The following is a 23,358-nucleotide window of genomic DNA, read 5'->3' on the forward strand; positions in this document are numbered from 1 at the left end:
TCGGCGGCGCGTCAGGGCCGTTCGGCCCTTGGATGGTCTGCGCCACGTCGGGAACTTTTCCCCGACCCGGGCCGACTACCAGTTCATGACGTGCGACCACAGAAGCGACCACCCCCCTCGGGTCGCCGAATGGGACACCCATCGGCGACCATGGCCGGCATGACTGTCGCCCCCCGCCGCTGGGCCGCCAGGCTGGCCGCAGCCGCCGGCCTCCTGGTCACCGTCGTCGCCTTGTTGATCGCGCCAGCCACCCCCGCCAGCGCCCACGCGGTGCTGGAGAGCAGCAGCCCGGCCGCCGCCTCCATCGTGCCGAGCGGGCCCTCCGAGGTGGTCCTCACGTTCAGCGAGTCGGTCCGCAAGGTGCCGGGCAAGATCCGCGTCATCGCGCCGGACGGTTCCCGGGCCGACCGGGGTGAACCGTCGTTCAGCGGCGGTGTGGTGACCATTCCGGTGGACCCGGCCGGCGCCCGCGGCACCTACCTGGTCAGCTTCCGGGTGATCTCGGCCGACAGCCATCCGGTCTCCGGGGCGTACACCTACTCGGTCGGCGCACCCTCGACCCCACCCGTCGACTCCGGCACGGACAGCCGCGCCAACCCGGTGGTGGGCACGGCGGTGAAGGTGGCCCGCTTCCTCGGCTACGCCGGCCTGGTGCTGCTGGTCGGGCCGGCGCTGGTGCTCGCCGCGCTCTGGCCACGGCGGCTCTCCCGGCGGGGGCCGACCCGGCTGGCCTGGACCGGCCTCGGTCTGGTTGCCTTCGCCACCCTCGCCGACCTGTGGTTGCAGGTCCCCTACACGGCCGGTGGTGGTCTCCTCGACGTCACCGGCGAGGGGTTCGGCAGCGTGTTCGGCAGCACCTTCGGCGCCGCCCACCTGGTCCGACTCGGCCTGCTGGCGGCGTCCGTCTTCCTGCTCCGCCCGCTGCTGGCCCGGCCCGCCGGCCGCGCGGACGCGATCATCCTGGCCGTGCTCGGCGGCGCCGCCCTGCTGACCTGGCCGCTGGCCGGGCACGCGGCGGCGTCCCCGGCGCCGGCGGTCTCCGTGGTGGTCGACGCGGTCCACCTGGGCAGCATGGCGGTCTGGCTGGGCGGTCTGCTCATGCTCGCCGCCTTCCTGCTGCGCCAGGCCGACGAGCGGGAGCTGAGCGCGATCCTGCCGATCTGGTCGCGCTGGGCGGCGCTCGCCGTCTCGGCGCTGCTGCTGGCCGGCACCGTCCAGGCGCTGATCGAGGTGGCCACCCCGCAGGCGCTCTTCGACACCACGTACGGCCGCTTGCTGCTCGCCAAGATCGGCTTGTTCGCACTGGTCATCGCCGTGGCGGCGTACTCCCGGAAGTTGGTGCGCAGCCGCGTCGCGGCGCAGCGCCCGGTGCCGGTGCGCCGGGCGGTCCTGGTGGAGTTGGCAGTCACCGTGGTGGTGCTGGCCGTGTCCGCCACGCTGGTGCAGACCACGCCCGCCCGTACCGCCGCGGCCGGCCCGTCCGCCGGGTCCGAGTCCGGCCTCTTCAGCACCCGGCTGTCCAGCCCGTTGCTGACCGTCGAGGTCGAGGTGAGCCCGGCCGAGCGGGGCAACAACTCGGTGCACCTGTACGCGTACGACAAGGCCAACCAGCCGCTGCTGGTCGCGGAGTGGAAGGCGACGGTCGCGCTGCCCTCGGCCGGGATCGAGCCGATCGAGGTGCCGTTGCTCCGGTTGACGGACAGCCACGCCTACGGCGACATCAGCCTGCCGACCCCCGGCGAGTGGCAACTGAAGATCACCGCCCGAACGACCGACATCGACCAGGCCACGGTGACCGCCACCGTGCCCATCCGTTAGAGAGGCTCGCGAAACCCATGACCCGACTCCGGCGTACCGCAACCGCCGCTGCCGCCCTGGCGTTCACCGCCGCCGCCACCGCTGTGCTCGGCTTCGCCGGACCGGCGTCCGCACACGTCACGGTGAACCCGAAGGAGGCGACCCAGGGTGGCTACGCCCGGGTGGCGTTCCGGGTGCCCAACGAGAGCGACACCGCGTCGACCACCAAGCTGGAAGTGGTACTGCCGGAGAACGCCCCGGTCGGCTCGGTGTCGACGATGCCGGTGCCGGGCTGGACGGTCGCCACCGAGAAGCGCAAGGTGGACCCGCCGATCGAGGTGCACGGCAGTCAGCTCACCGAGGCCGTTTCCAAGATCACCTGGACGGCGTCCGGTGAGGCGGGGGTGAAGCCGGGTCAGTTCCAGGAGTTCCCCGTCTCGATGGGGCCGCTGCCGCAGGTCGACTCGATGGTCTTCAAGACCCTGCAGACCTACTCGGACGGCAACATCTCGCGGTGGATCGACGAGCCGGCGCCGGGTGCCGAGGAGCCGGAGCACCCCGCTCCGGTGCTCACCCTGGCCGCCGCGGCGGCGCCGGCGGGTTCTGCCTCGCCGACCGCAGCCGTCGCCTCGCCCGACGACGATGACGACGACGACGGCAACGGGCTCGCGGTCGGCCTCGGTGTGGCCGGTCTCGTCGCCGGTCTGGCCGGTCTGGTGCTGGGCGGGCTGGCCTTCACGCGTACCCGCCGGGAGCCGGTCGCCAAGGCCTGACCCTGTTTCACCCGCTGGCCCGCCGGATCTTCCGGCGGGCCAGCGCGCTTTTCCGGAGCCGATGTCAACCGTGCCGTGGATATCCCCTGATCAGACGGTGTACGTCGGTAAGGTCGGCCGGGTATTTGGCTACGGAGGGGGACGGTGCGGATGCGGTTCGTGCGGATGATCGCCGGAGTGCTGCTGTTGGTCGTGGGAATTCCGGCGCTGTTCGCCGGTGGCGGGCTGTGGCTGGTGAGCCGACACGCCGACCCCGGCGGGGCCTTCGCCGCCCGTTTCGAAACGGTCCGCACGCCCGGTCACGCGATCGTCGTCACCGACCTCGACCGATTGCTGCGGCAGGATGCGCCCTTCGCGCGTACCGCGCAGACCCGGCTGCGCCTGGACGCCCGCGGCACGGGCGGGCCGGCCTTCGTCGGATTGGCGCCCACCGCCAAGGTGCGTGGCTGGCTGGAGGCGGTGCCCCACGCCACGGTCCGCCGGATGGCGCTGGCCCGAGGTCCGCTGCCGGTCCGGCTCGATCCGGCCGGACCGGCCGCCGACACTCCGGGCGTCGCGACGGCCGACGGGCCGTTCACACCGCTAGGCCGGCCCTTCTGGGTACGCGAGGGGATCGGCTCGCTGGAGTGGAGCGCGGACGACCTCGCCGGCGAACCCATGAGCCTGGTGGTGATGCGCACCGATGGCGAGGCCGACCTGGCCCTGGACCTGCGCGCCGAGTTGCGGGCCGGGTGGACCGGCCCAGCCACCTGGGGTCTGCTGACCGTCGGCGTGCTGCTGGTGGTGTGCGCGGCGCTGCTCCTGCTGCGGCCGCTACGGCCACGCGAGGTGATCTTCGTGGTCGAGCCGGATCAGGTGCCGGTGCTCGCCGGCCGGCTCGGGGTCACCTCGCTGAGTGGCCTGGGCCTCCGGCAACCCGATCCGACCCCACCGTTGCCGGCACGACAACTCGCCCCGGTCGGCTCCGGGGCTCCGGAACCCGCCCGGCCGGCGATCGGTGCGGCCCGCGCGGCCACCCTCGCCGACCTGGACGAACCGGTCCGGCTGCCCCGCCCGCCGGAGGTGACGCTGAGTCTCGCCTGGCCGCCGGCCGACGTGGACGAGCCCACGGCCCGGCCGGTGGCGACCGCAGCGGGCGACGAGCCGGCCCGTGGCGGCCCTGTCGGGTGACGGGCCCGGCTGGTGGCGGTGGGTGAGACGGCGAGTGGCCCTCCGCGCTGCCGACGCGGAGGGCCACTCTCACCGGGGGATCGGTGCTACCCGAGCGACGCTTGAGGTAGATGAGGACAGGTTAGCGCCGAACGTGGTTACTCGGGAGGTCTGTCCAATTGGTGCGATTTTCCGCACCGAGCCGCGAGCGCACCGGCAACGCGACCAGCAGCAGCAGGCTGAGCAGCACGTAGGTGTTCTGCACGACGAAGTCCACCGGGTCGTGAGTGCGGACCGGTCCCGCGCCCCAGGCCTGGAACGTCACCACGCCGTAGATGGTCACGGCGGTGATGCCCAGCGCGAGCCCGGCCAGCCACCGACGCCGGCGTGCCTCGTCCGGGCGGTCCGCGCTCAACGCCGCGTCGGCGAGCAGCACCACCGCCGGCACGAACCAGTAGATGTGGTGGGTCCAGGTGATCGGGCTGGCCAGGGAGCCGACCAGGCCGGTCAACGTCAGGCCCGTCAACGGGTCACCGGCCCGCGCCGCGCGCGCGGCCCGCCACAGCCCGTAGCCGGCGACCGCGGCGACCAGCAGCAACCAGAGCAACCGGTCCGGCTTCTCCGGCTCGGTGAACCGGCTGAGCAGGCCGAACAGCGACTGGTTGCCGACGATGTCGGTGCGTCCCACCCGCTCGGTGGTCCACAGTTCGTGCGTCCAGAACCGCCACGAGTCACGTGGGGCGATCGCCGCCGCGAGCAGGGTCGCCGCCGCCGCGGTCGCGCTCGCCACCGCCGCGGCCCGCCACCGACGGGTGGCCAGCAGGTACACGATGAAGATGCCGGGAAAGAGCTTGAGCGCCGTCGCCAGCCCCACGCCCACCCCGGCCCAGCGTCGCGCCTGCGGTACCGCGAACAGCAGGTCGGCCAGGATCAGCACGACCAGCAGCATGTTGATCTGTCCGAAGGTGATCGTCTCGCGGATGCTCTCCACCGCCAGCACCAGCAGCACGGCGGCGATCAGGGTGAACCTTCGGGGCAGGTCGTGTCGGGCGATCACCGGCGCCACCAGCCACCGGGTGGTCAGCACCACGGCCAGCACGGTGAGCGCCGTGAAGATCGCCACGGTGGCGCCGAGCCGCAGCAGACCGAACGGCCACAACAGCAGCGCGCTGAATGGTGGGTAGGTGAAGTACAACTCGCCCTGCACCCGGTCGGGCTGCACGTAGTCGTAGAGCGGGTGGCCGACGCGCCACCAGTCCATCGCGGACATGTAGATCTTGAGATCGAAGAAGTTGTGCACGAGGCCGGGCAGGTACAGCGCTGGCAGCACAGCCCCGAGGGCCACCACCGCGACCAGGCGACGGACCGTACGGCCGCCGGGATCGTCTTCGGTGACGGCGGGCGGTGCGACGGGTTCTGCTGGCACCCCGAAACCCTAGCGGGCCGGTCCGCCGAGAGCGCGCAGCCGCGAGGTGTGGGCTGCGCGTAGGCTGTCCCGGTGGCTGATCTCCTCGTCTGGATCGACTGTGAGATGACTGGGTTGGACCTCGGCAGGGACAAACTGATCGAGGTTGCGGCACTGGTCACCGACCCCGACCTCAACGTGCTGGGTGACGGTGTCGACGTGGTCATCCACGCCGACGAGGCGGCACTGGAGGGGATGCCGGAGATCGTGCAGACCATGCACGCCAAGTCCGGCCTCACCGAGGAGGTCCGTCGTTCGGCGGTCACCCTCGCCGAGGCCGAGGACCTGGTCCTGGACTACGTCCGCACCTTCGTCAAGGACCCGCGTACGGCTCCGCTCTGCGGCAACTCGATCGCCACCGACCGTGGCTTCATCGCACGGGACATGCCCCGCCTCGACGCGCACCTGCACTACCGCATGATCGACGTGTCGTCGATCAAGGAACTCTGCCGCCGCTGGTACCCCCGGGTGTACTTCGGTCAGCCGCAGAAGGGTCTCGCGCACCGGGCACTGGCCGACATCCGGGAGAGCATCCGCGAGTTGGAGTACTACCGGCGCACCGTCTTCGTTCCGCTGCCCGGCCCGGATGTCGAGACCGCCAAGGCCATCGCCGCCGAACTCTGACCGCGGCCGCGCTGACCGGCAACCCGCTGGACGTGCCTGGCTGTGGTGTGGCTATTATTGGTCCGCACCCCGCCCGGAGCGATCGACCGGGCGACGGCGGCATGGTGGCTGTAGCTCAGTTGGCAGAGCACCGGGTTGTGGTCCCGGTTGTCGGGGGTTCAATTCCCCTCAGTCACCCAGTTGGTTTCACTGCTCAGGCCCCCTCCTCGGAGGGGGCCTGAGTCGTTGTGGGGGCGAAACCCTGGAGCACGCGAAAGCCCCCTCCGAGGAGGGGGCTTTCGTCGGCTGGCTCAGGCGGTCGGCGTGGGGGACGGGGTGACCGTCCCGTCCGGCGTCGGGGTGGTGGCGTCCGGGTCGGCCGGAGGCTCGTACGGAAGGGCGCTGCCCTTGACGTACGCGTCCCAGCTCATGTTCCAGTCGGTCCAGCCGTTGCCGTTCTGCAGCTTGCGCTCGGTGCCCTTGACCGTGATCGGGTCGCCGATCTGGGTGTTCTTGAAGAGCCAGTCGCCGTTGGCCATCGACACGTTCACGCAGCCGTGCGACACGTTCGTGGTGCCCTGCTGGCCCTCGGACCAGGGTGCCGCGTGGATGAACTCCCCGCCCCAGGTGAGGCGCTGAGCGAAGTCGATCTTGGTGCGGTAGCCCTCCTCCGGACCCAGCTCCTCGAACGTGTCGAAGACCGTCTTGCGCAGCTTCTCGATCACGACCATGGTGCCGCTGGACGACGGGGTGCTCTTCTTGCCCAGACTGACCGGGATGGTCTTGATCACAGAGCCGTTGCGGGTCACCGTCATCCGCTTGGTCTTGTTGTCCACCGTCATGACCACCGCCGCGCCGATCTTGACGTCCACCGAGAGGTCGGCGCGGCCGTACCAACCCGCGCCCATCGGCAGGCCGCCGGCCTGCACCCGGTAGGAGACCTTGCTGTCGGGCTTCCAGAATTCCTTCGGCCGGTACCGGATCTCGGTGGGGCTGACCCAGTGCCAGATCCCCTCCTGCGCCGGGGTCGAGGTGACGGTCATCCGGCGCTGCACGTCGTCGCGGTAGTCCTCCGGGATGGCGCGGCTGAACTTCACGATCAGCGGCATGCCCACCCCGACCACCTGGTTGTCGCCGAGGAAGCTGCTCACCCGTACCTGATTGCCGGGCTTGGCCATGGTGGTGAAGGTGCTCGTCGCGGTGGCCGGACGTCCGTCGTCGCCCTTGGCGGTCACGGTGGCCGTGTAGCTCGTGCCGTAGGCCAGCGCGCCGGTCGGCAGCCACGACTTGCCGTCCTTGGCGAGGGCGCCCTCGACCGCCTTGCCGGCGGCGTCCTTCAGCTCGACCGCGGTCTCCACGGCGTCCTTCGTGGTGAAGGTGATGCCGGTGGACGCCGGCACGTCCTTGGCGTCGGCTGCCGGCTCACTGATCGTCGCGGCGGCCTTCGGTGCCGGGTTCTCGCCGCCGCCGTGCCACGAGGACGGCTTGCCGCCGTTGCCGTCGGTGCAGGCCGAGGTGAAGGCCAGCGCCACGGCGAGAAGCCCCGCCGCGAACACGCGGCGTCGCCCACCGGGCCTGATCAGCTGGTCCTGGCTAGCTCGCATGAATTCCCTCACAGTTGTGGTCGCTGCCCCATCGTCTCTTACTGACGCGCCAGAGCCGGCCCCGGTTGCCGAGGGTGAACCGAAACACGCCATCAATAGTGGCCGGATCCTGCTAGCATCCGGCGTTTCGTGAGCCTGGTTCGTCTACATACCGGGATTGCGGGGGTCGCCGCGCTGTCATCGAGCGGCGGGAGTGCAAGGGTACGCCGGCCCGGCCAACGGCCGAGCCGGCGCAACGAGGTCGACGGCTCAGACCGCCGGGCCGGCCCCACCACTGGGCACCGGCAGCGCGCTGCCCTTGACGAACTCCGACCAGCTCACGCTCCACGCCGTCCAGCCGTTACCGGCGGCGATCCTGCGCTCGGTGCCCTTGATCGTGATCGGGTCACCGATCCGGGTCTTGTCGAACAACCACCTGGCGTTCGCCATCGACACGTTCACGCACCCGTGCGAGACGTTCTGCCGCCCCTGCACGTGCTCCGACCAGGGCGCGGCGTGGATGTACTCGCCACCCCAGGTGAGCCGCTGGGCGAACTGGATGTCGGTCACGTAGCGGTTGGCCGGATCCGGGTCGTCGCGGGTGTCGAAGACAGTGGCTTCCTTCTTCTCCATCACCACCATCGTGCCGCTCGACGACGGTGTGCTCTTCTTGCCCAGGCTCACCGGGATGGTGCGCACCGGCGCGCCGTTCTCGTACACCGTCATCTTCTTGTTGGCGTTGTCGACCTTCATCTCGAACGACCGGCCGATCTTGGCGGTGGCCTTGCGGTCGACGTCGCCGTACTTGCCGTTGCTCAGCGGCACCCCCGCCAGGGCGATCCGCACGGTGATGGTGGTGCCCGGCTTCCAGTACTCCGGGGCCCGGTAGTAGGCCTGGGTGCCATTGCTGACCCAGTGCCACGCGCCCGGCTGCGGCGGGTCGGTCCGGACGAACATCCGCTTCTGCACCGCCGCCCGGTCCTTCTTCGGGATACCCGGGTGGAACTCGGTGACCACCGGCATGGCCACCCCGTAACTCTTGTCGTCGAAGAGGTACAGGCCCGAACCGATCGTCGACTTCGGCTTGGCCATCGTGGTGAAGCTGCTGGTGCCCTGGCTGCTCGTGCCGTCCGACGCGCTCGCCGTCACCGTGGCCGTGTAGCGGGTGCCCCACTTCAGCGGAGCGGACGGCACCCAGGCCGAGCCATCGGTACGCAGCTTGCCCTCGACCGAGCCACCGCCGTCCGCCGTCAGGGTGACCGCCGAAACCTTCCCGCCGTCCGGGAGTTTCGCGCTGATCTCCGTGCTCACCGGCCGGCTCTTCGTGCCGTTGGCCGGGCTCAGTGTGAGCGGCGGCCCGCTCGGTGTGCTCGGCGTCGAAGGTGCGGCTGAGCCAGGGGTGGCGCTCGCGTCCGAGGACGCCCCGCCAACGAATTCCGGCTTCTTCTCGCCGCCGCCGCATCCGGTCAGTGCGAGCGACGCCGCCAGAGTCAGGGCGCCCACCACCGCCCCGGCTCGCGTGAACCGTGCCATGCCCACCTCTGTTCTCGCGTACCTGGCGGACATCGTGCCGTATCACCGCCCCAACCCACGCCCCGATCTTGGCGGCGGTGGCTGGTTTGGGGCTTTTTGCCGGCAAAGCTCGACCGAAGGGGGGACCCGGGTAACCGAATTGGAACGCGCCTTCCGGGGGTGCTAATGTTCTCTCCGTTGCCGACGAGCGCCGCTAGCTCAACTGGCAGAGCAGCGGACTCTTAATCCGCGGGTTCGGGGTTCGAGTCCCTGGCGGCGCACCAACGATGAAGGCCCTGACTGGCAGAGATCTGCCAGTCAGGGCCTTTTTCGCGTACGCCGGTGCGACGAGGTGCGGTGCCAGCGGCTAGAGGCGGAGTGCGGCTCGCACCAGATCAGCGACGGCTCGGGAACGGCTGTGCGGGGGCCAGGCGATGACCGTGGTGACTTCCGGCGCGTCCACGATCGGCACGGCGACGAGATCATCGTTCAACTGGGATCGGGCCGAGTCAGGCACGACCAGCAAGGTCCGGCCAAGCGCGATCAGCTGGAAAAGTTGTGAGTGGCTCCGTGCCTCAGGACCTGGGCCGTCGGGATAGGTGCCGTCATTCCCGGGCCAGCGCGGTAGAGGCAGGTCGGGCAGCTCGGTCACCTCGCTCAGCTGCAAACTCCTGCGAGTGGTGAGGGGATGGCCGGCCGGGAGGATGGCGACCTGGCCCTCGGTGAGCAGTTCCTCGGTGTCCAACCCTGTCAGGTCGTCGAACGGGTGGTGAAGGATCGCGACATCGGCACGGCCGGTCCGCAACAGCCGTTCTTGTTCGCCGGGGCCACACAGCGCCACGTCGACGTCGACCGATCCCGGTTCGGTGGCGTAGGCGTGTAGCAGCTTCGCGAGCAACTCGCTGGACGCTCCAGCCTTGGTCGCGAGGACGACGCTGGCGCGACCAGTGACGGCGAGAGCTGCGCGGCGGGTGCGATGTTCGGCAGCTTCCACAGCGTCCAGCGCTGCTCGTCCTTCGTGCAGCAGGACCGCACCGGCCTCGGTCAGGGTCACCGAGCGGCTGTCACGCTTCAGCAAGGCGGCACCCAGACGGCGTTCGAGCTGACTGATCGCCCGCGACAATGGCGGCTGGGCTATGCCCAGGCGTTGCGCCGCTCGGCCGAAGTGCAGCTCCTCGGCCACGGCGACGAAGTACCGCAGCTCCCGTGTCTCCACGTGTCGAGCCTAGCCGGGAACCGAGGCGCGACGATACCTTGAGGGTATCGCCCATGACTCAGGTGGTCTTGGACGGCTTGCGGGCCGTGACTCACAGTCGAAGACATGAGTGACACGAAGATCGCCCTGGTCACCGGGGCCAACAAGGGCATTGGGTACGAGATCGCGGCAGGCCTGGGTGCGCTGGGCTGGAGCGTGGGTGTCGGGGCCCGCGAGCAGATTCGGCGGGACGCGGCGGTGGCACGGCTGCGGGACGCCGGCGTCGACGCCTTCGGTGTTCCGTTGGATGTCACCGACGACAGCAGTGTCGCCGCCGCAGCCGATCTGATCGCCGAACGCGCCGGACGCCTCGATGCCCTGGTCAACAACGCCGGAATCACCGGCGGCGGGCCGCAGCAGCCGAGCAGCGTCGACGCTGCCGTCATCCGCACGGTGGTGGAAACCAACGTCATCGGCGTCATCAGGGTGACGAACGCCATGCTGCCGTTGCTTGGCAGGTCGGCCTCGCCGCGCATCGTGAACATGTCCAGCAGCGTCGGTTCTCTGGCCCGGCAGTCGGGCCCCGGTGGTGAGACCTCCACAGGTCCGGTCGCTGTGGCCTACGCGCCCTCCAAGTCGTTCCTGAACGCGGTGACCCTTCAGTACGTCCGGGAACTGGCAGACACGAACATCCTCATCAACTGCGCCTGCCCGGGCTTCGTCGCCACCGACCTCAACGGCTTCCGTGGCGTGCGTACTCCCCAGGAGGGCGCAGCAACCGCCATCCGCCTGGCCACACTGCCCGACGGGGGCCCCACCGGCGGATTCTTCGAGGACGCCGGTGTGGTGCCCTGGTGACGGCTCGCGGCTCGCGGCTCGCGGCTCTCGCGCCGGCCCGACGCCGCTCGGCGTCGGGCCGGTCGCGCCATTGGCGCTGCACCCACTCCTGCATCCGGAAGCCTCAGTAGTCGATATTGATGGCCGCGATCTGCCGGGTGCCGTTGGAGACGATGGCAGGGCCGGCGAAGCGCGAGCTGGAGTAGGTCAGTGCCGTCTTGTGACCGGGACTGTTGAACCAGGCCGCGATCATCTGCTCGGGTGTGGCGGTGCCCGAAGACGCGAAGAGGACCTCATGGCCGCAGTGCTCAAACGTGCCCGCATCAAGGTTCTGCTTCACGCAGGCTTCCCCGGCGCGTTGCTCCGTGGCGCGCAACGCGACCTCCGGCAGTCCGAGCGCGCGGCGTCGCTCGTTGAGCAGCACCAGCAGACGTTGTTCGGCGGCGGAGACACCGGATGCCGCATTGGCAGACTTGGGTGCCGACCTGGTCGGTGACGTGGTCGGCGCCGGCGACCTGGTCGGCTTCGCTGATCTGGTGGGCGTGGAGGTCGCCCGCGAGGTGGACGGCGACGCCTTGAGCGCCGTCGGGGAGGGCGACGCGAACGCGGGTTCGGTGGTCTCGTAGCCGGGTTCGATGATCGCGGTTGGGGGCTGGGCGCCGGTCGCGCTCGCCGGTCGTTGCGTCGGCCTGTCCGCGTAACTGGCGATGAGGAACCCGCCGCCTCCGATCAGGGCGACGGCCGCGAAGGCGCCGACCAGGGTCTTGGACAGAGACAGTGCCGTGACGCCGGCCTGATGCGACACGCCGCCGGTCTTCGCGGACGCGCCGGTCGGCGCGACGTCCCGCAACGCCCCGGCGGTCTTCACGGGGGCGCCGGCGGGCGCGACTCCCTGCGACGTGCCGGACACGGTGTACGCGTTCTGCGTGACGTCCGACGCGAGGCCGGCCGGGAGCGGTGTGAGCGCCAGGCCGGCCAGCAGCCGTTCGGCCGGAACCAGGTCCGACGTGGCGTTCGGGCACTGCGCGCAGGTGCGAATGTGCCGCGCCAATCGCTTGCGCCACACCTGCGCGGGCTGGCCGTCCCAATCGGACGCAGTGTCGATCAGGCCTGCGCAGCCGGGCCGGGCGGAGAGGGCTCGCACCACCAGCCGAGCGGTGTCCAACTGTGCCTTCATCCGGGCCACCCGGACGGTCACGTGGTGCGGGTCCAGCTGTAGGGCATCGACCAGGTCGGCGCGGGAAAGGTGACCGGCCTCGACCAGCCACCACAGGGACAGCAGGTGGCGGTGGTCGTCGTCCAGCCAGCGCGTGGCCAGGACCACCTCCCTGCGCTCATTGGACAGGCGAAGCTTGGTCAGGGTCAGGTCCTCGAAGTCGGAGCCCGGGACGACCAGATTGTCGATGTCCTCCGGCGGCGCCGGGGTGGTGTGCTGGTACTGCCGGTAGGCACGGATCTCGTTCATGGTGACGGCCACCAGCCACGACCGGAAGAGCCGCGGATCGCGTACGCCCGCCAGCCCGCGCACGACGCTCAACATCGTGTTTTGCACCACGTCGTCGACATCCGCCGACCGATTCAGTGCCCGGCCCACGATGTTGTACACCAGTGGCAGGTAATGCGAGACCAACGCGTCCATCGCCGCCTGGTCGCCGCGGCGTGCCGCGTCCACCGCCGCCGACATGTCGGTCCTGTTCGGGTACGCGTGCTCGGTCACGCTCACAACCTCATCTTCACGGGACATCTTCGTACACCGTGGAGATCGGTTGGCACCCGTCCAGGTCACACAAACTGACGTTGTCATCGTCCACCGCCGGTGACGACGTCCAGGCCGAAGTCCCCTCAGTGCGGTGCCGGCCAGCCTTCAGCTGAGAGACACCAACAGGCTCATCTGTTGCTGTTGAGGCGGACGATGGTGCCGTTGAGAACGGTGGCGAAGAGCGTCCATGCAGCGTACGGGGCCAGTGCGGCCGCCGCGACGCGGTCGGCCTGCGAGGCTCGGCGGAGCAGCACGAGGTTGGAGGCGTTGAGCGCGGCGATTTCGGCCAGCGCGATGGTGGGTCTGTGGGCCTTGAAGAACAGCGCGCTCCAACCAAAGTTGAGGGCCAGGTTGAGCCCGTAGGCACGGGTGAACGCGGCGCGGTCGGTTTCGCTGGTGCGGTCCAGCACGCGGGCACCGGCCACCGCGATCAGGGCGTACAGCGGCGTCCATACCAGCGGGAACGCCACGGGCGGGGGTTGCCAGGTCGGCTTGCGTAGCCGTTGGTACCAGCGTGAGGAGGCGTCGGTGGCCGTCGCCCCGGCGGCGGCGGTCGCGGTGACCGCCGCCGCGGTCTTGACCAAAGTTGGTACTCGCATGCTGTTCAGCTACCCGACCTGCGACGGATCAATCGCGCCCCGTTCACCGGTCGGCGGGCGGTGGAACGAGAGCGAAACGCTGTCGGAGTGTTCAGTTAGCCTCTGCGCCATGCCGATGATCACAATCGCCGATGAAGTGACCGGAGCGCCGAGTGGTCCTGAGTGGACAATGGACGTCTTCGAGGAAGAGGTACGCCTCGGCGAGTTGATTCGACGGCGTGTCTTTCTGGAGGTGGCGGAGTCCGGCGGGCACGTCGATCCGGAGGAGCGGACCCGGGCGACGCTCGAGGCGTTCGGCCGCAACGGCTTCGTGGTGCTGGTCGACGACCGGCAGGTGACGGCCCTGGACGACAAGGTCCACCTGCACGCGGGGTCCCGGATCACGTTCCTCAAGCTCGTCCCGCTGGTGGGTGGCTGATGAGCGACTCCGATCCGGAGCTGGCGCTACGCGAGGTGATCGCCACCGCCACCGGGTGGTGCGAGCAAGGCGACGGCACCATCTCGTGGTACGACCGTCGGGAGTACGCCAGGCAGGTGGCGGCGCTGTGTGCGTTGGCGCCAGCCGGCAGGGGCCCGGTGCTGCTCGCCGCGCTCAACGACCCGGACGGCCCGTACGATCTCGCACCCGCCCAGCGGGAGCTGCTGCCGGAGGCCACCGAACATGTCCAGGTGCTCGGCGCCGCCCTGGCAGACCTTGATGATGCCGACGCGGATCCGGATCGGTGGGTCGCCGCGGCGCTGACGCTGATCAAGTACCGGCCGCAACGGCCGTACATCGGCGAACCGTGGGACGGTGCCCGTCGGGAAACGTGGGCCCGGGCGGAGAAGTTCCTGGCCGGGCGGCCGGTGTCGGTGCGGCAGGCGGTGTTCGACGCGTTGACGGTGCCCGGGGAGGACAGCGACGGGCGGATCAAGCTGATCAAAATTGTGCTCTCGGGCGGCGGGCTGGACAGTGCCGGATGGCTCGACCGGCTGAGCGGTCAAGCGTGGCTGGGATTCAACTGGTGGAGCTGGCACCTCAACGACCTGACCTGGGAGTCCATCCAGGCCGAGGCGCGGGCCGGACGTACCCACCCGGCGGCACTGGCGACCTGGCGTCGGACGCGGATCGAGCGCAGCATGTCCGACCTGAGCGACGAAGGCGATCGGATGTGGCCGATCCCCAACGTCGGCGAGCGGTGGGCGGACCGCGCCGTCGCCGACATCGAGGCGATGCCGGAGGAGTGTCGGGCCGCCTGGCACGCGCTGTTGGTCCACTGCCCGCTCGGCGCGGACAAGGCCAAGCCGACGACCGCCTGGCGCAAGACCGCCCGGTCCCTGCTCGACGCGGTCGGCGGCGACGAGTTCACCGCGCGTCTCGACGACTGGCTCCCGCTGGTGGGTCAGGCGCGCACCCTGCCGCTGCGCATGACGACGTGTTGCCCAGGCCACCTGGCGGATGCCTCACCAAGGACGATCGACCGCTACAACGTCGGGCTGCTGTGGGGGCTGATCTGGATGCGGGCGATGCTCCCGCCCTCGGAGGAGACCCTGCGCAGCCTCGGCCACATCGCGGAACGGGCCGCCCGCAAGATTCCCGGGCACGGCCCGGCGAGCCCGAAGCTGGCGAACCTCGCCGCTGCGGCGCTCGTCGACACCGATCACCCCGCCGCCCTCGCGCAACTGGCTCGGCTGGCCTCGCGGTTGACCTACAAGAGCACGCTCCGCATCGTCGAGAAGGGCCTGACCAAGCACGCCGAGGCGCGCGGCATCGGCCGGGAGGACGTCGAGGAGATGGCGCTGCCCGGCTTCGGGCTGCCGCTCGCGGACAAGCTGGGTGACAGCTCGTACGAGGTCGAGGTGCGCGGCATCGATGCCACCGTGGTGTGGCGCAACTCCGACGGCAAGGTGGTCAAAGCTCCGCCGGCCCAGGTGCGCAAGGACCACGGCGAGGAGTTGAAGGAGCTGAAGGCGACAGTCGCGGACATCGGCGCGACGCTGATCGGGACCCGCGACCGCCTGGAAGGGCTGCTGCGGCGCGACCGCGCGTGGACCGTCGAGCAGTGGCGGGAGCGGTTCCTGGACCACCCGCTGGCCCGGACCCTGGCCCGACGGCTGATCTGGACCGTCGACGGCGTCGCCTGCTGCTGGGGCGGCGACGCCCTGCGGACCGTGGACGGCACGGTGTTCGAGCCCGCCGGCGACGCCACGGTACGGCTGTGGCACCCGGTCGACGATCCGGCGGCGGTCCCGGCCTGGCGGGACTTCCTGGCCCGGCACACGATCACCCAGCCGTTCAAGCAGGCGCACCGCGAGCAGTACCTGCTGACCGACGCGGAGCGGGCCACCGGCACGTACTCCAACCGGTTCGCCGCGCACATCGTGCGCCAGCACCGTCTCATCGCGCTGCTGTCCCGGCGGGGCTGGTCGCACGTTCGACACCGCAACGACGGCGCCACCTACCAGGACCCCCGGCTTGCCCTTCCGGACTGGGAGATGCGCGCCGTGCTGCACATCGCCGGGATCGAGGATCAGGGCGACGACCTGATGTTCGACACGATGGGGACCGACCAACTGGTGTTCCTCCGGGGGGAACGCACGCCGGTGCCGCTGGAGGAGGTTCCGGCTGTCGTGCTGAGCGAGGTGATGCGCGACGTCGACCTGTTTGTTGCCGCGTCCGGGGTGGGCAACGACCCGAACTGGTACGACGGTGGTCCCCAGGGCCGGTACCGCGACTACTGGTCGCAGAACAGCTTCGGCGACCTCAATCCGCCCGCCAGGACTCGTCGGGAGGTGCTGGCCGAGGTGATTCCCCGGCTGGCGATCGCCAGCCGGTGCACGTTCACCGACCGGTTCCTCGAAGTGCGGGGTGACCTGCACACGTACCGCATCCACTGCGGCTCGGGCAACATCCTGATCGCCCCGGACGACCGGTACCTGTGCATCATTCCCGACTCGGCCAAGGCGAAGGAGCCGGAGATGTACCTGCCCTTCGAGGGCGACAGCCGGCTCGGCGAAATCATCAGCAAGGCGTTGCTGCTGGCCGCCGACAAGAAGATCAAGGACTCGGTGATCCTGCGCCAACTGTAAGGCGCCGAGTGACGGCGCCGGGCTGAGGCCACGGCGCCGTCACCCGGCAGGTCAGCTGGAGGTCCGCCTCGGGAGCAGCAGCTCCTCGTGATCGAGTTCACGTTCCAGGACGCGGAGTTCCTCGTCCGGCAGTCGGCCGGAGTCGCGCCAGCGCACCAGTTCCTCGCGCTGCGCGTCGATGGCTGTCCGTCGGACCCGAAGCGCCGTCTCGTACGCCGGTGAGGTGGGCAGCTCGGATGAGCCGCTCTGCTCCAGAAGGTCCAGCCGCCCGCGGTAGCGCGCCAGTCGGGCCAGCAGTTGCGTACGGGTGGTGTTGACGGCCACCGCACTGTCCGGTTCCATGGCGGCGACCTCGTCGAGGCGGGCCAGGGCGGCCTCGACCGCCGCCGAGCGGGCCTCGTTGCGTACGCGGGCCTGGTCGGTTTCGTTGGCGCGCAGGCCCAGCATCCGCACGAGCGGCGCGAACGTCAGGCCCTGCCCGACGAGTGTCACCAGGACGACCACGAAGGTGCAGAACAGCAGGAGGTCACGGTCGGGAAAGGGTGCGCCGCTGTTGGTGGTCAGCGGCAGGGTGAAGATCGCGGCCAGGCTGATCACGCCACGGGTGCCGGACCAGCTCAGTGCCACCACTTCCCGGGATGTGAGTCGGCGGGCGTTGCGGTCAGCGCGCTCGATCTGCCGGGCACTCGCGGGTTCGTCGGGGTCGTCCTGCTCGGAAATGCCGCCCAGCCGGGTGTGCAGCGACCGGGGAAGGGACTGGGTCATCACCAGCCACGCGGGGCGCAGCAGGAGCACCACGCCGACCGATATGGCGACAGCGGTGACGATGGTCGACGTGTCGTACTGACGTAGGCCCTTGACGACTTCGGGAAGCTGCTGGCCGATGAGCAGGAAGACGAAGCCTTCGAGGAGGAAGTCGACCAGCCGCCACACCGCGCTGGTCTGCAGCCGGGCGGCCCCCGAGGTGAGCTGCGGCGTCTTGTGACCGACGATCAGCCCGGCGACCACCACGGCGAGCACCCCGGAGACGTGCAGTTCCTCGCCCAACAGGTAGGCCACGAACGGTGTCGCGAGCGAGATGGCATTCGACAACAGTGGGTCCGCGGTGAACGGTCGGGCCAGACGTACCAGCCAGGCCACGGCCGCTCCCACGGCGACCCCGCCGACCGCCGCCAGCACGAACTGGGCAACGGCGGACGGGAACGAGAACTCACCACCCACCGCGGCGGCCACCGCGACGCTGAGCATCGTCAGCGCGGTGGCGTCGTTGAGCAGCCCCTCGCCCTGAATGATCGTGACCATCTTCGGTGGCAGGTTCACCCGGCGGCCCACCGCCAGGGCGGCCACCGGGTCGGGCGGCGCGATGGCGGCGCCGACCGCGATCCCGGCAGCGAGCGTCGCCCCGGCGACGAACAGGTGGAAACCGATGCCGACCAGTACCCCGGTGAGGAGCACCAGCAGCACGGACAGGCTGACCACGATGCGGAGGTTCCGGCGGATGTCCAACAGCGAGGAGTCCAGTGCGGCGCTGTAGAGCAACGGCGGCAGCACGATCATGAGCACGAGGTCGGGATCAAGGCCGACGTTGGGGCCGGGTAGCAGCGCGTACACGATGCCGATGAGCGGCAGAAGCGCCGCGGCCGGCAGCCCGGTGCGGGCCGCCACCCACCGCACGACGACGATGACCGCGACAGCGGCGAGCACGAACAACAACATCGAGTGGGTGCTCACCTGGTTACTTCCCCCTGGAGCGGCGCGAGGTTCTTCGTTTCCGCTGCGGGCTCGCGGCCGAGCCGGCCATTCGGCGCCGTTGGCGCGGCATGCAGCGGTAACGAGCGTACCCGCTTGATCAACCGGACCTGGTCGACTGCTGGCCCGGCCAGCACCGGCGACGACCACCGGTACGTCAACGTCACGGACGGGACCGGTCCCCAGGCCCGGCCGGCCTGCTGCCGTGCCTGCCGGGCAAGCGGTCTCCCCTGGTGCGGATCATGCCGACCTCCGTCGACCCGCACCGCGACGGCGTGTCCCGGGACCGTGCTAACGTCTCGTCCCGTTGCCGACGAGCGCCGCTAGCTCAACTGGCAGAGCAGCGGACTCTTAATCCGCGGGTTCGGGGTTCGAGTCCCTGGCGGCGCACCAGCGATATTTCAGGGGGCATGGCCAACGGGCCACGCCCCCTGAATTGCGTTCTCCGTCGGGGCGACGCGGATCACGAGTGGACCACGACGTCCCAGCGCCCACACGATGAGCGCGAAGCAGCAGAGCGCCGTTCCCGCGGCCGAGGCCAGCAGCATGATCGGGACGAACCGGCGGCGGTCCAGGACGTCACCGAGCGGTACGAGCAGCAGCACGCCGACGGCGTACCCGAGTTGCGTCGCGGTGACCAGCCAGCCAGCCGGCCGTCGCGGTCGTGACGCGTAGATCGCCTGCGATGAAGCCGAGCAGTGGCTGGGCCCAGTACAGGTTGCCGACGGCCACACCCGCCGCCAACGCGAACAGGAACGTCAGCCGGCGGCTCATCCCTGACGGCGGTGCCATGCGGGGTGCTGCCACCCTGCCACGCTACGACGCGGGGGCAAAGCGTGCGCCTGAGCGTGCGGGACCGGTCCGATGCCCAGGTTCCCGGGGTCGAACTGCCGGGGGACTTCGGGGCCGCTGGTCTTCGTGGCGATCAGGAGCCGCCTGCCGAACGTGGCGCGTACATGATCAGGGCGACGCCGATCAGGCAGATGCCGGCGCCGATGATGTCCCACCGGTCGGGCCGGAACTTGTCGACGATCACGCCCCAGGCGAGGGATCCGGCGACGAACACGCCGCCGTAGGCGGCGAGGATGCGCCCGAAGTTCGGGTCGGGTTGGAAGGTGGCGACGAATCCGTACGCGCCGAGGGCGATGACGCCGGCGGCGATCCACCACAGGCCGCGGTGCTCGCGCCAGCCCTGCCAGATCAGCCACGCCCCGCCGATCTCGAACAGGGCGGCGACGACGAACAGCAGGATCGAGCGGACGACGGTCATCCGTGGACCGTACCGATCGTGGTGAAGGGGATGGGGCAGCATGGCTGCTCGGCGCACTCGACGAGGTCATCGCAGCCGGCCTTCACCGCGGCGCGCAGTGTGCCGGCGATGACCTGCAAATCGGCGATCTTCGCCTCGACCTCGGCGAGCTTTGCCTGGGCACGCACCCGCAGGCCGGCGTCGGGGTGGCGACCGTGACGGTGCTGGCCCGCGTCGAGGAGTTCGGCGACCTCGTCGAGGGTGAACCCGAGCCGCTGTGCCGCTTTGATCACCCTCAGCACGGTGACCGTTTCGGTTGGGTAGAGGCGGTGCCCGCCCAGGCTTCGGTCTGGTTCGGCGAGCAGTCCGCGGCGTTCGTAGTAGCGCAGCGTCTGAGGGTTCACCCCGGCTGCGGCGGCGACCTGGCCGCTGCGCAAACCGCTCATGCCGTCATCCCGGCGGCGGCCCGCAGCGCGAGCGCGTCGAGGACGTCGACGTGCGCGGCCGGCACCCGCACGTCCAGGCGCAGCGTGCCGGTGTCGGCGGCGAGGGTGAACGAGAAGAACGAGCAGCAGGAGCTTTCCCGGCCGATCAGGTCCCGTGCGGTCGCCTCGGCGGTCGGGTCGAGACGCCACAGCAGTTCGGTGGGGGACAGCCGCTGCTGCGCCAGCAGGGCGGTGGCGAACAGGTCGTCGAACTCGGCCAGCCGCAGCGGCCGTTGTCCGCTCGGCAAGGTGCACGACTCGGGCACCCACGCCTGGGAGTCAGTGGTCATACCGACGACGGTAAGCGTGTACCTGGGTACCGGATGCAAGTCCGACGGTCACGACAGACGGCGTTGCCGGCGCCCGAAGACGCCGGCAACGCCCCTGGGTCAGCTGGCGTGGGTCAGGCGGGTCGTGATGCGCAGGCCCAGAAGGGTGTCGTTCATCCACGGCACCCGCTCGCGGTGCAGACCGGCGGTCATCTGGTCCGCCCACACCTCGTACCGCTGCATGAGCGCGTTGGCGCGGGACCGCGCGCTGGTGATCAGGCAGTCGCCCAGTGGGTCACCGGGCAGGTTCGACGAGTCGACAGCGGGCTCGCAGGGCACCTTGAGGCTGACCTGGTCGCGCAGTGGGCGGCTGGGGTCGAGCGAGCACGGCGACGATCCGCAGGTCGCGTAGTTCCCGCTCGCCTTGGCGTAGGCATTACCGATCTTGGCGTCCGTCGGCATGTTCACCGGGATCTGGTACTGCCCGAACAGGTTCGCGGACAGCACGTCGTCCGAGTCGAGCGCGTTGGGCAGACCCAACCGGGTGTACGCCTGGAGCAGCCGCGCCGCCGTGTTCACCTTCTTCAGGGCGGTGGGCACCGGCCCGCTGACCTGGGTGCTCTGGTCCTGTACCCGGTCGTACATGGACTTCTGCCGGGCCTGGAGGAAGCTGCGCAGGGTCGGGGTCAGCGTGGCGTCCAGCGCCGTGTTGTTGGTGGCCGTCGCGCCGCTCGCGAAGGCGTACCGGCCGGACGGCCACTTCTGGGTCAGGCCCTGCTCGGGCGTGGTCTGGCTGTTACAGCTGAAGAACTCGCAGTAGACCTGGTAGACCTGCTCGTCCGGCCAGGTGTAGTCGGCGGTGCGCGAGTTCTGCCAGGCCGCGGACGAGTTCAGCCGGAACCGGCTGTGGATCTGCAACCGCAGCTTGCCGTAGGAGCGGATCACTCCACCGTTGTCCGTCAGCCGGGTGTGGACCCAACTCGGCGTGTAGCAGTAGCCGACCTCGGGCAACTCCCGTACGCCGGCCGGCGGCTCGTCGTGGCGCGGCGAGTACGTGTACTGGAGTGCCCGCACCATGTTCGACATCAGGTCGTAGCGGACGTTGCTGGGCCGGTCGATCTGCCTGCTGCCCTCACACGCGGGCACCGTCGCCTCGTCGGCCTTCGCCGGCGCCGGGGCGAGCGGCTTGTCGGTGTCCCAGAACAGGTCGTAGTTCTTGGGCACCTTCACCTGTACGCCGTTGGCGTCCGGCTCATAGCGAACCTGGACCTCGTTGGTCCGGAAGGCGGCCAGCGCGGTCGACAGCTCATTGGTGGCGGCGACGTACTCGTTGACCAGCCCGGTGATCAGGCTGTTGGCGTTGCCGTTGGCCGGTCGACCGAAGCTGGCCGCGAGGTCGGCGATGCGGGTGCCCTCCGCCTCGATCTGCGCGGCGCGGCCGGCGCTGACCTGGGCGGCGTACGTCGGGTTCTGCAGCATCAACATGGCGTACGCCTGCGCGCCGAGGTTCCACACCGTCGGGTTGCCGACCGGCGTCGACGGTTCGACCATCGACGGGTCACGTCCGTTGGCGACCCGGGCCAGGTAGTTGATCGACCGGGCTTCGCCGAAGCTGTTCAGCACGGTGGTCGGGTCGACCGCCGGGTTGTCGGCGTCGGTCCGGGGCACCACGAAGGCGGCGCCGCTGGCCAGCTGTGTCGAGGTCAGGTGGAACTCGTTCTCCGGACCGATGAACTCGCCGTACGTCGGGATCGGTTGACCAAAGTTCTCCCGGTAACCGATGTACTTGTTGATGTCGGCGCGGGCGTCGTGCAGGGTGACGTCGCCGATCGCGGCCAGCACGGTGGCGGCGATGTCCTCCAGGCGCAGGCCGAGCTGGGCGACCTGCTGCTGGACGAGGGTGATCTGCGCGGTGTTGCCGGCGATTGCGGCGTTCAACTTGTCGAACTGGGCCATCATGTTCGCGTACACCGTGTTGATCTGGGCCTCGACCCGCGCGAAGCTGGCGCGCATCTCGTCGCCGAGGGCCCGCACCTCGTCGCGCAACGCTTTGACCTGGGCCAGGATCTGTGCGTCCAGCGACGGTCCGCTGGTGCCGAAGAGCCCGACGACCGACATCACCGCACCGAAGACGTTGCCGGTCATCGCCAACGTCGCGGTGCTGAAGATCGAGCCCGCGAGGCCGCGGCCGGTGATCGCCGCCGCGTACTTGGAGATCGCGCTGATCGTGGTGAGGACCGCCTCCCCGATCACCTTGGACTTCTTGCCGGCGTCGGGGTCGGCGAACCCGATGATGGTGGAGACCATGCCCACCCCGGCCTTGACGTCGGAGAGCGTCTGCTGCCGAGCCTTGTCCCGGTCCTCGGCGGCCTTCTTGGCCGCCGCGGTGCACGCGGCGCTCGGCGGCCCTTCCGGCGGGCACTTCTGGTTGTTCTCGCCGATCTCGAGACGGATCTCCAGGCTCAGGCCGAGCAACTCCGCGTGCAGGGAGGCCAGCTGTTGCTTGGCCGCCGCGACGTACGCCACCGAGTCGTCCCGCAGGGCCAGGATCGCGTCGAGGTCGACATGCGAGAGTCCGGGATCCTGCCGGAGCTCCTCGTAGGTGTTGGTGACGTCCACCCCGATCGGCTCGCCGAGGACGGCGTTCCAGGCGGTGGCGACGGGCGCGCTGGCTGCCGCCGCCTGTCGGACCGCGGACCACACCGCGGCGAGAGCGTCGTCACGGCCGCGCAGCCACTGGGCGGTCCGCAGCGCGCCGGAGGCGAGTTCCTCGCGGGTGTCCCACGGCTCGACCGTCTTGCCGATCACGGCCCCGATCAGGCCGGTGATCTCCGGCGAGGTCGAGGTGTCGCCGCCGGGCGTGCCGAGCAGGATGTCGACGGACTTGAGCAGCAGGTCCTGTTCCGGCAGTAGGAGGTCGAACGTGGTCAGCGACTCGTTGAGCAGCTGCTGGCGCGCGGTGAGCTCGGTCTGTGCCTGTTCGGCCGTGGCGTTCGGGTGCAGCCGGTGCCACTGGACGAACTCGGCCGACAGCACGACGGTAGTGATCCGAGCGGCGCCCTGGAGATGGATCTCGGCGACCTGGCCGAAGGCCCGGTCGGTGAGCGCTGCCTGCGGGACGGGGACGGGGACGGGATCGGCTGACGCGGGCTCACCGAAGAGCACGCTCGCCGCGGTGACCGCGACCATCGCCAGCACGGCGGTCCCGCGCCTGGTGCGCGTGGAACGTGTGAATGTCATGCCGCGAACGTATTGAGCTGCCTGA

At 70.0% G+C, this 23,358-nt stretch carries 20 protein-coding genes and 3 tRNA genes; 10 read left to right on the forward strand and 13 right to left on the reverse strand.

All coding sequences use genetic code 11. The annotated features are described in order from the left end of the window. Positions 1 to 150 precede the first annotated feature (150 nt). From ACFYP0_RS31730 to ACFYP0_RS31740, 3 genes are all read left to right on the forward strand, one after another. The gene (locus ACFYP0_RS31730) at positions 151 to 1,818 is read left to right on the forward strand and encodes a copper resistance CopC/CopD family protein (protein WP_386998462.1); all 1,668 of its coding nucleotides are present in this window, start codon (positions 151 to 153) and stop codon (positions 1,816 to 1,818) included. 17 nt (positions 1,819 to 1,835) lie between these two features. After that, positions 1,836 to 2,570, forward strand: a complete 735-nt coding sequence (locus ACFYP0_RS31735; protein WP_386998448.1) for a YcnI family copper-binding membrane protein — start codon at positions 1,836 to 1,838, stop codon at positions 2,568 to 2,570. A gap of 150 nt (positions 2,571 to 2,720) precedes the next feature. Beyond that, entirely contained in the window at positions 2,721 to 3,740 is a 1,020-nt protein-coding gene (locus ACFYP0_RS31740) for a hypothetical protein (RefSeq protein WP_386998463.1), read from the forward strand. Positions 3,741 to 3,861: 121 nt separating this feature from the next. On the opposite strand, the gene ACFYP0_RS31745 is transcribed toward ACFYP0_RS31740, so the two are convergent. Beyond that, on the reverse strand, positions 3,862 to 5,145 hold the full coding sequence (locus tag ACFYP0_RS31745) for a glycosyltransferase 87 family protein (protein WP_386998449.1): 1,284 nt from the start codon (positions 5,143 to 5,145) through the stop codon (positions 3,862 to 3,864). Positions 5,146 to 5,217: 72 nt separating this feature from the next. Between ACFYP0_RS31745 and orn the strand changes: the two genes are divergently transcribed. Continuing rightward, the gene (gene orn / locus ACFYP0_RS31750; RefSeq protein WP_091393455.1) at positions 5,218 to 5,808 is read left to right on the forward strand and encodes an oligoribonuclease; all 591 of its coding nucleotides are present in this window, start codon (positions 5,218 to 5,220) and stop codon (positions 5,806 to 5,808) included. Positions 5,809 to 5,912: 104 nt separating this feature from the next. Beyond that, a tRNA-His gene (locus ACFYP0_RS31755) sits at positions 5,913 to 5,985 on the forward strand. 113 nt (positions 5,986 to 6,098) lie between these two features. On the opposite strand, the gene ACFYP0_RS31760 is transcribed toward ACFYP0_RS31755, so the two are convergent. Beyond that, positions 6,099 to 7,391 carry a L,D-transpeptidase gene (locus tag ACFYP0_RS31760; protein WP_386998450.1) on the reverse strand — a complete coding sequence of 431 codons (1,293 nt, stop codon included), beginning with the start codon at positions 7,389 to 7,391 and terminating at the stop codon, positions 6,099 to 6,101. Positions 7,392 to 7,640: 249 nt separating this feature from the next. Next, positions 7,641 to 8,903: a L,D-transpeptidase gene (locus tag ACFYP0_RS31765; protein WP_386998451.1), complete on the reverse strand. Its 1,263-nt coding sequence runs from the start codon at positions 8,901 to 8,903 to the stop codon at positions 7,641 to 7,643. A 187-nt stretch (positions 8,904 to 9,090) separates the two neighbouring features. Here ACFYP0_RS31765 and ACFYP0_RS31770 point away from each other — a divergent pair. Then, positions 9,091 to 9,166: transfer RNA gene (locus tag ACFYP0_RS31770), tRNA-Lys, on the forward strand. Between the two features lie 83 nt (positions 9,167 to 9,249). Here the strand turns inward: ACFYP0_RS31770 and ACFYP0_RS31775 are convergent. Then, a complete protein-coding gene (locus ACFYP0_RS31775) occupies positions 9,250 to 10,098 on the reverse strand; it encodes a LysR family transcriptional regulator (protein WP_357003938.1) in 849 nt (282 codons plus the stop codon). Between the two features lie 105 nt (positions 10,099 to 10,203). Between ACFYP0_RS31775 and ACFYP0_RS31780 the strand changes: the two genes are divergently transcribed. After that, positions 10,204 to 10,935: an SDR family oxidoreductase gene (locus ACFYP0_RS31780; protein ID WP_356976132.1), complete on the forward strand. Its 732-nt coding sequence runs from the start codon at positions 10,204 to 10,206 to the stop codon at positions 10,933 to 10,935. A 103-nt stretch (positions 10,936 to 11,038) separates the two neighbouring features. On the opposite strand, the gene ACFYP0_RS31785 is transcribed toward ACFYP0_RS31780, so the two are convergent. Next, positions 11,039 to 12,631: a sigma-70 family RNA polymerase sigma factor gene (locus tag ACFYP0_RS31785; RefSeq protein WP_357003944.1), complete on the reverse strand. Its 1,593-nt coding sequence runs from the start codon at positions 12,629 to 12,631 to the stop codon at positions 11,039 to 11,041. A gap of 170 nt (positions 12,632 to 12,801) precedes the next feature. Then, the gene (locus tag ACFYP0_RS31790) at positions 12,802 to 13,272 is read right to left on the reverse strand and encodes a TspO/MBR family protein (RefSeq protein WP_357003947.1); all 471 of its coding nucleotides are present in this window, start codon (positions 13,270 to 13,272) and stop codon (positions 12,802 to 12,804) included. Between the two features lie 109 nt (positions 13,273 to 13,381). Here ACFYP0_RS31790 and ACFYP0_RS31795 point away from each other — a divergent pair, with 109 nt between their 5' ends. Further along, a complete protein-coding gene (locus ACFYP0_RS31795; protein WP_124855192.1) occupies positions 13,382 to 13,690 on the forward strand; it encodes a hypothetical protein in 309 nt (102 codons plus the stop codon). Further along, entirely contained in the window at positions 13,690 to 16,341 is a 2,652-nt protein-coding gene (locus tag ACFYP0_RS31800) for a DUF4132 domain-containing protein (RefSeq protein ID WP_386998452.1), read from the forward strand. Before ACFYP0_RS31795 ends, ACFYP0_RS31800 begins: the two co-directional genes overlap by 1 nt. Positions 16,342 to 16,392: 51 nt before the next feature. Here the strand turns inward: ACFYP0_RS31800 and ACFYP0_RS31805 are convergent, their stop codons facing one another. After that, a complete protein-coding gene (locus ACFYP0_RS31805) occupies positions 16,393 to 18,072 on the reverse strand; it encodes a Na+/H+ antiporter (RefSeq protein ID WP_386998453.1) in 1,680 nt (559 codons plus the stop codon). A 335-nt stretch (positions 18,073 to 18,407) separates the two neighbouring features. Here ACFYP0_RS31805 and ACFYP0_RS31810 point away from each other — a divergent pair. Beyond that, positions 18,408 to 18,483, forward strand: a tRNA-Lys gene (locus ACFYP0_RS31810). 8 nt (positions 18,484 to 18,491) lie between these two features. On the opposite strand, the gene ACFYP0_RS31815 is transcribed toward ACFYP0_RS31810, so the two are convergent. The 6 genes from ACFYP0_RS31815 to ACFYP0_RS31840 all read right to left on the reverse strand — a co-directional run bounded on the left by ACFYP0_RS31815 (position 18,492) and on the right by ACFYP0_RS31840 (position 23,333). After that, the gene (locus ACFYP0_RS31815) at positions 18,492 to 18,695 is read right to left on the reverse strand and encodes a hypothetical protein (RefSeq protein WP_386998454.1); all 204 of its coding nucleotides are present in this window, start codon (positions 18,693 to 18,695) and stop codon (positions 18,492 to 18,494) included. Continuing rightward, entirely contained in the window at positions 18,670 to 18,897 is a 228-nt protein-coding gene (locus ACFYP0_RS31820; protein WP_386998455.1) for a hypothetical protein, read from the reverse strand. The genes ACFYP0_RS31815 and ACFYP0_RS31820 overlap by 26 nt, the downstream gene beginning before the upstream one ends. A 118-nt stretch (positions 18,898 to 19,015) precedes the next feature. Then, positions 19,016 to 19,360, reverse strand: coding sequence for a YnfA family protein (locus tag ACFYP0_RS31825; protein ID WP_355498685.1), 345 nt, complete (start codon positions 19,358 to 19,360; stop codon positions 19,016 to 19,018). After that, entirely contained in the window at positions 19,357 to 19,785 is a 429-nt protein-coding gene (locus ACFYP0_RS31830; RefSeq protein WP_386998456.1) for a MerR family transcriptional regulator, read from the reverse strand. The genes ACFYP0_RS31825 and ACFYP0_RS31830 overlap by 4 nt, the downstream gene beginning before the upstream one ends. Beyond that, a complete protein-coding gene (locus tag ACFYP0_RS31835; protein WP_355498680.1) occupies positions 19,782 to 20,114 on the reverse strand; it encodes a hypothetical protein in 333 nt (110 codons plus the stop codon). The genes ACFYP0_RS31830 and ACFYP0_RS31835 overlap by 4 nt, the downstream gene beginning before the upstream one ends. Before the next feature lie 99 nt (positions 20,115 to 20,213). Continuing rightward, a complete protein-coding gene (locus tag ACFYP0_RS31840; RefSeq protein ID WP_386998457.1) occupies positions 20,214 to 23,333 on the reverse strand; it encodes a hypothetical protein in 3,120 nt (1,039 codons plus the stop codon). Positions 23,334 to 23,358 lie beyond the last annotated feature (25 nt).

This window comes from Micromonospora arida (assembly GCF_042873195.1).
In the GTDB taxonomy this organism is placed as follows: domain Bacteria; phylum Actinomycetota; class Actinomycetes; order Mycobacteriales; family Micromonosporaceae; genus Micromonospora; species Micromonospora arida.

Bases quoted from the DNA above. Each gene is read 5' to 3' on its own strand.
- ACFYP0_RS31790 (WP_357003947.1), bottom strand. From the start codon at position 13,272: ATGCGAGTACCAACTTTGGTCAAGACCGCGGCGGCGGTCACCGCGACC.
- ACFYP0_RS31795 (WP_124855192.1), top strand. From the start codon at position 13,382: ATGCCGATGATCACAATCGCCGATGAAGTGACCGGAGCGCCGAGTGGT.
- ACFYP0_RS31730 (WP_386998462.1), top strand. From the start codon at position 151: ATGGCCGGCATGACTGTCGCCCCCCGCCGCTGGGCCGCCAGGCTGGCC.
- ACFYP0_RS31740 (WP_386998463.1), top strand. From the start codon at position 2,721: ATGCGGTTCGTGCGGATGATCGCCGGAGTGCTGCTGTTGGTCGTGGGA.
- ACFYP0_RS31800 (WP_386998452.1), top strand. From the start codon at position 13,690: ATGAGCGACTCCGATCCGGAGCTGGCGCTACGCGAGGTGATCGCCACC.
- ACFYP0_RS31760 (WP_386998450.1), bottom strand. From the start codon at position 7,391: ATGCGAGCTAGCCAGGACCAGCTGATCAGGCCCGGTGGGCGACGCCGC.
- ACFYP0_RS31735 (WP_386998448.1), top strand. From the start codon at position 1,836: ATGACCCGACTCCGGCGTACCGCAACCGCCGCTGCCGCCCTGGCGTTC.
- ACFYP0_RS31835 (WP_355498680.1), bottom strand. From the start codon at position 20,114: ATGACCACTGACTCCCAGGCGTGGGTGCCCGAGTCGTGCACCTTGCCG.
- ACFYP0_RS31825 (WP_355498685.1), bottom strand. From the start codon at position 19,360: ATGACCGTCGTCCGCTCGATCCTGCTGTTCGTCGTCGCCGCCCTGTTC.
- ACFYP0_RS31780 (WP_356976132.1), top strand. From the start codon at position 10,204: ATGAGTGACACGAAGATCGCCCTGGTCACCGGGGCCAACAAGGGCATT.
- ACFYP0_RS31830 (WP_386998456.1), bottom strand. From the start codon at position 19,785: ATGAGCGGTTTGCGCAGCGGCCAGGTCGCCGCCGCAGCCGGGGTGAAC.
- ACFYP0_RS31840 (WP_386998457.1), bottom strand. From the start codon at position 23,333: ATGACATTCACACGTTCCACGCGCACCAGGCGCGGGACCGCCGTGCTG.
- ACFYP0_RS31765 (WP_386998451.1), bottom strand. From the start codon at position 8,903: ATGGCACGGTTCACGCGAGCCGGGGCGGTGGTGGGCGCCCTGACTCTG.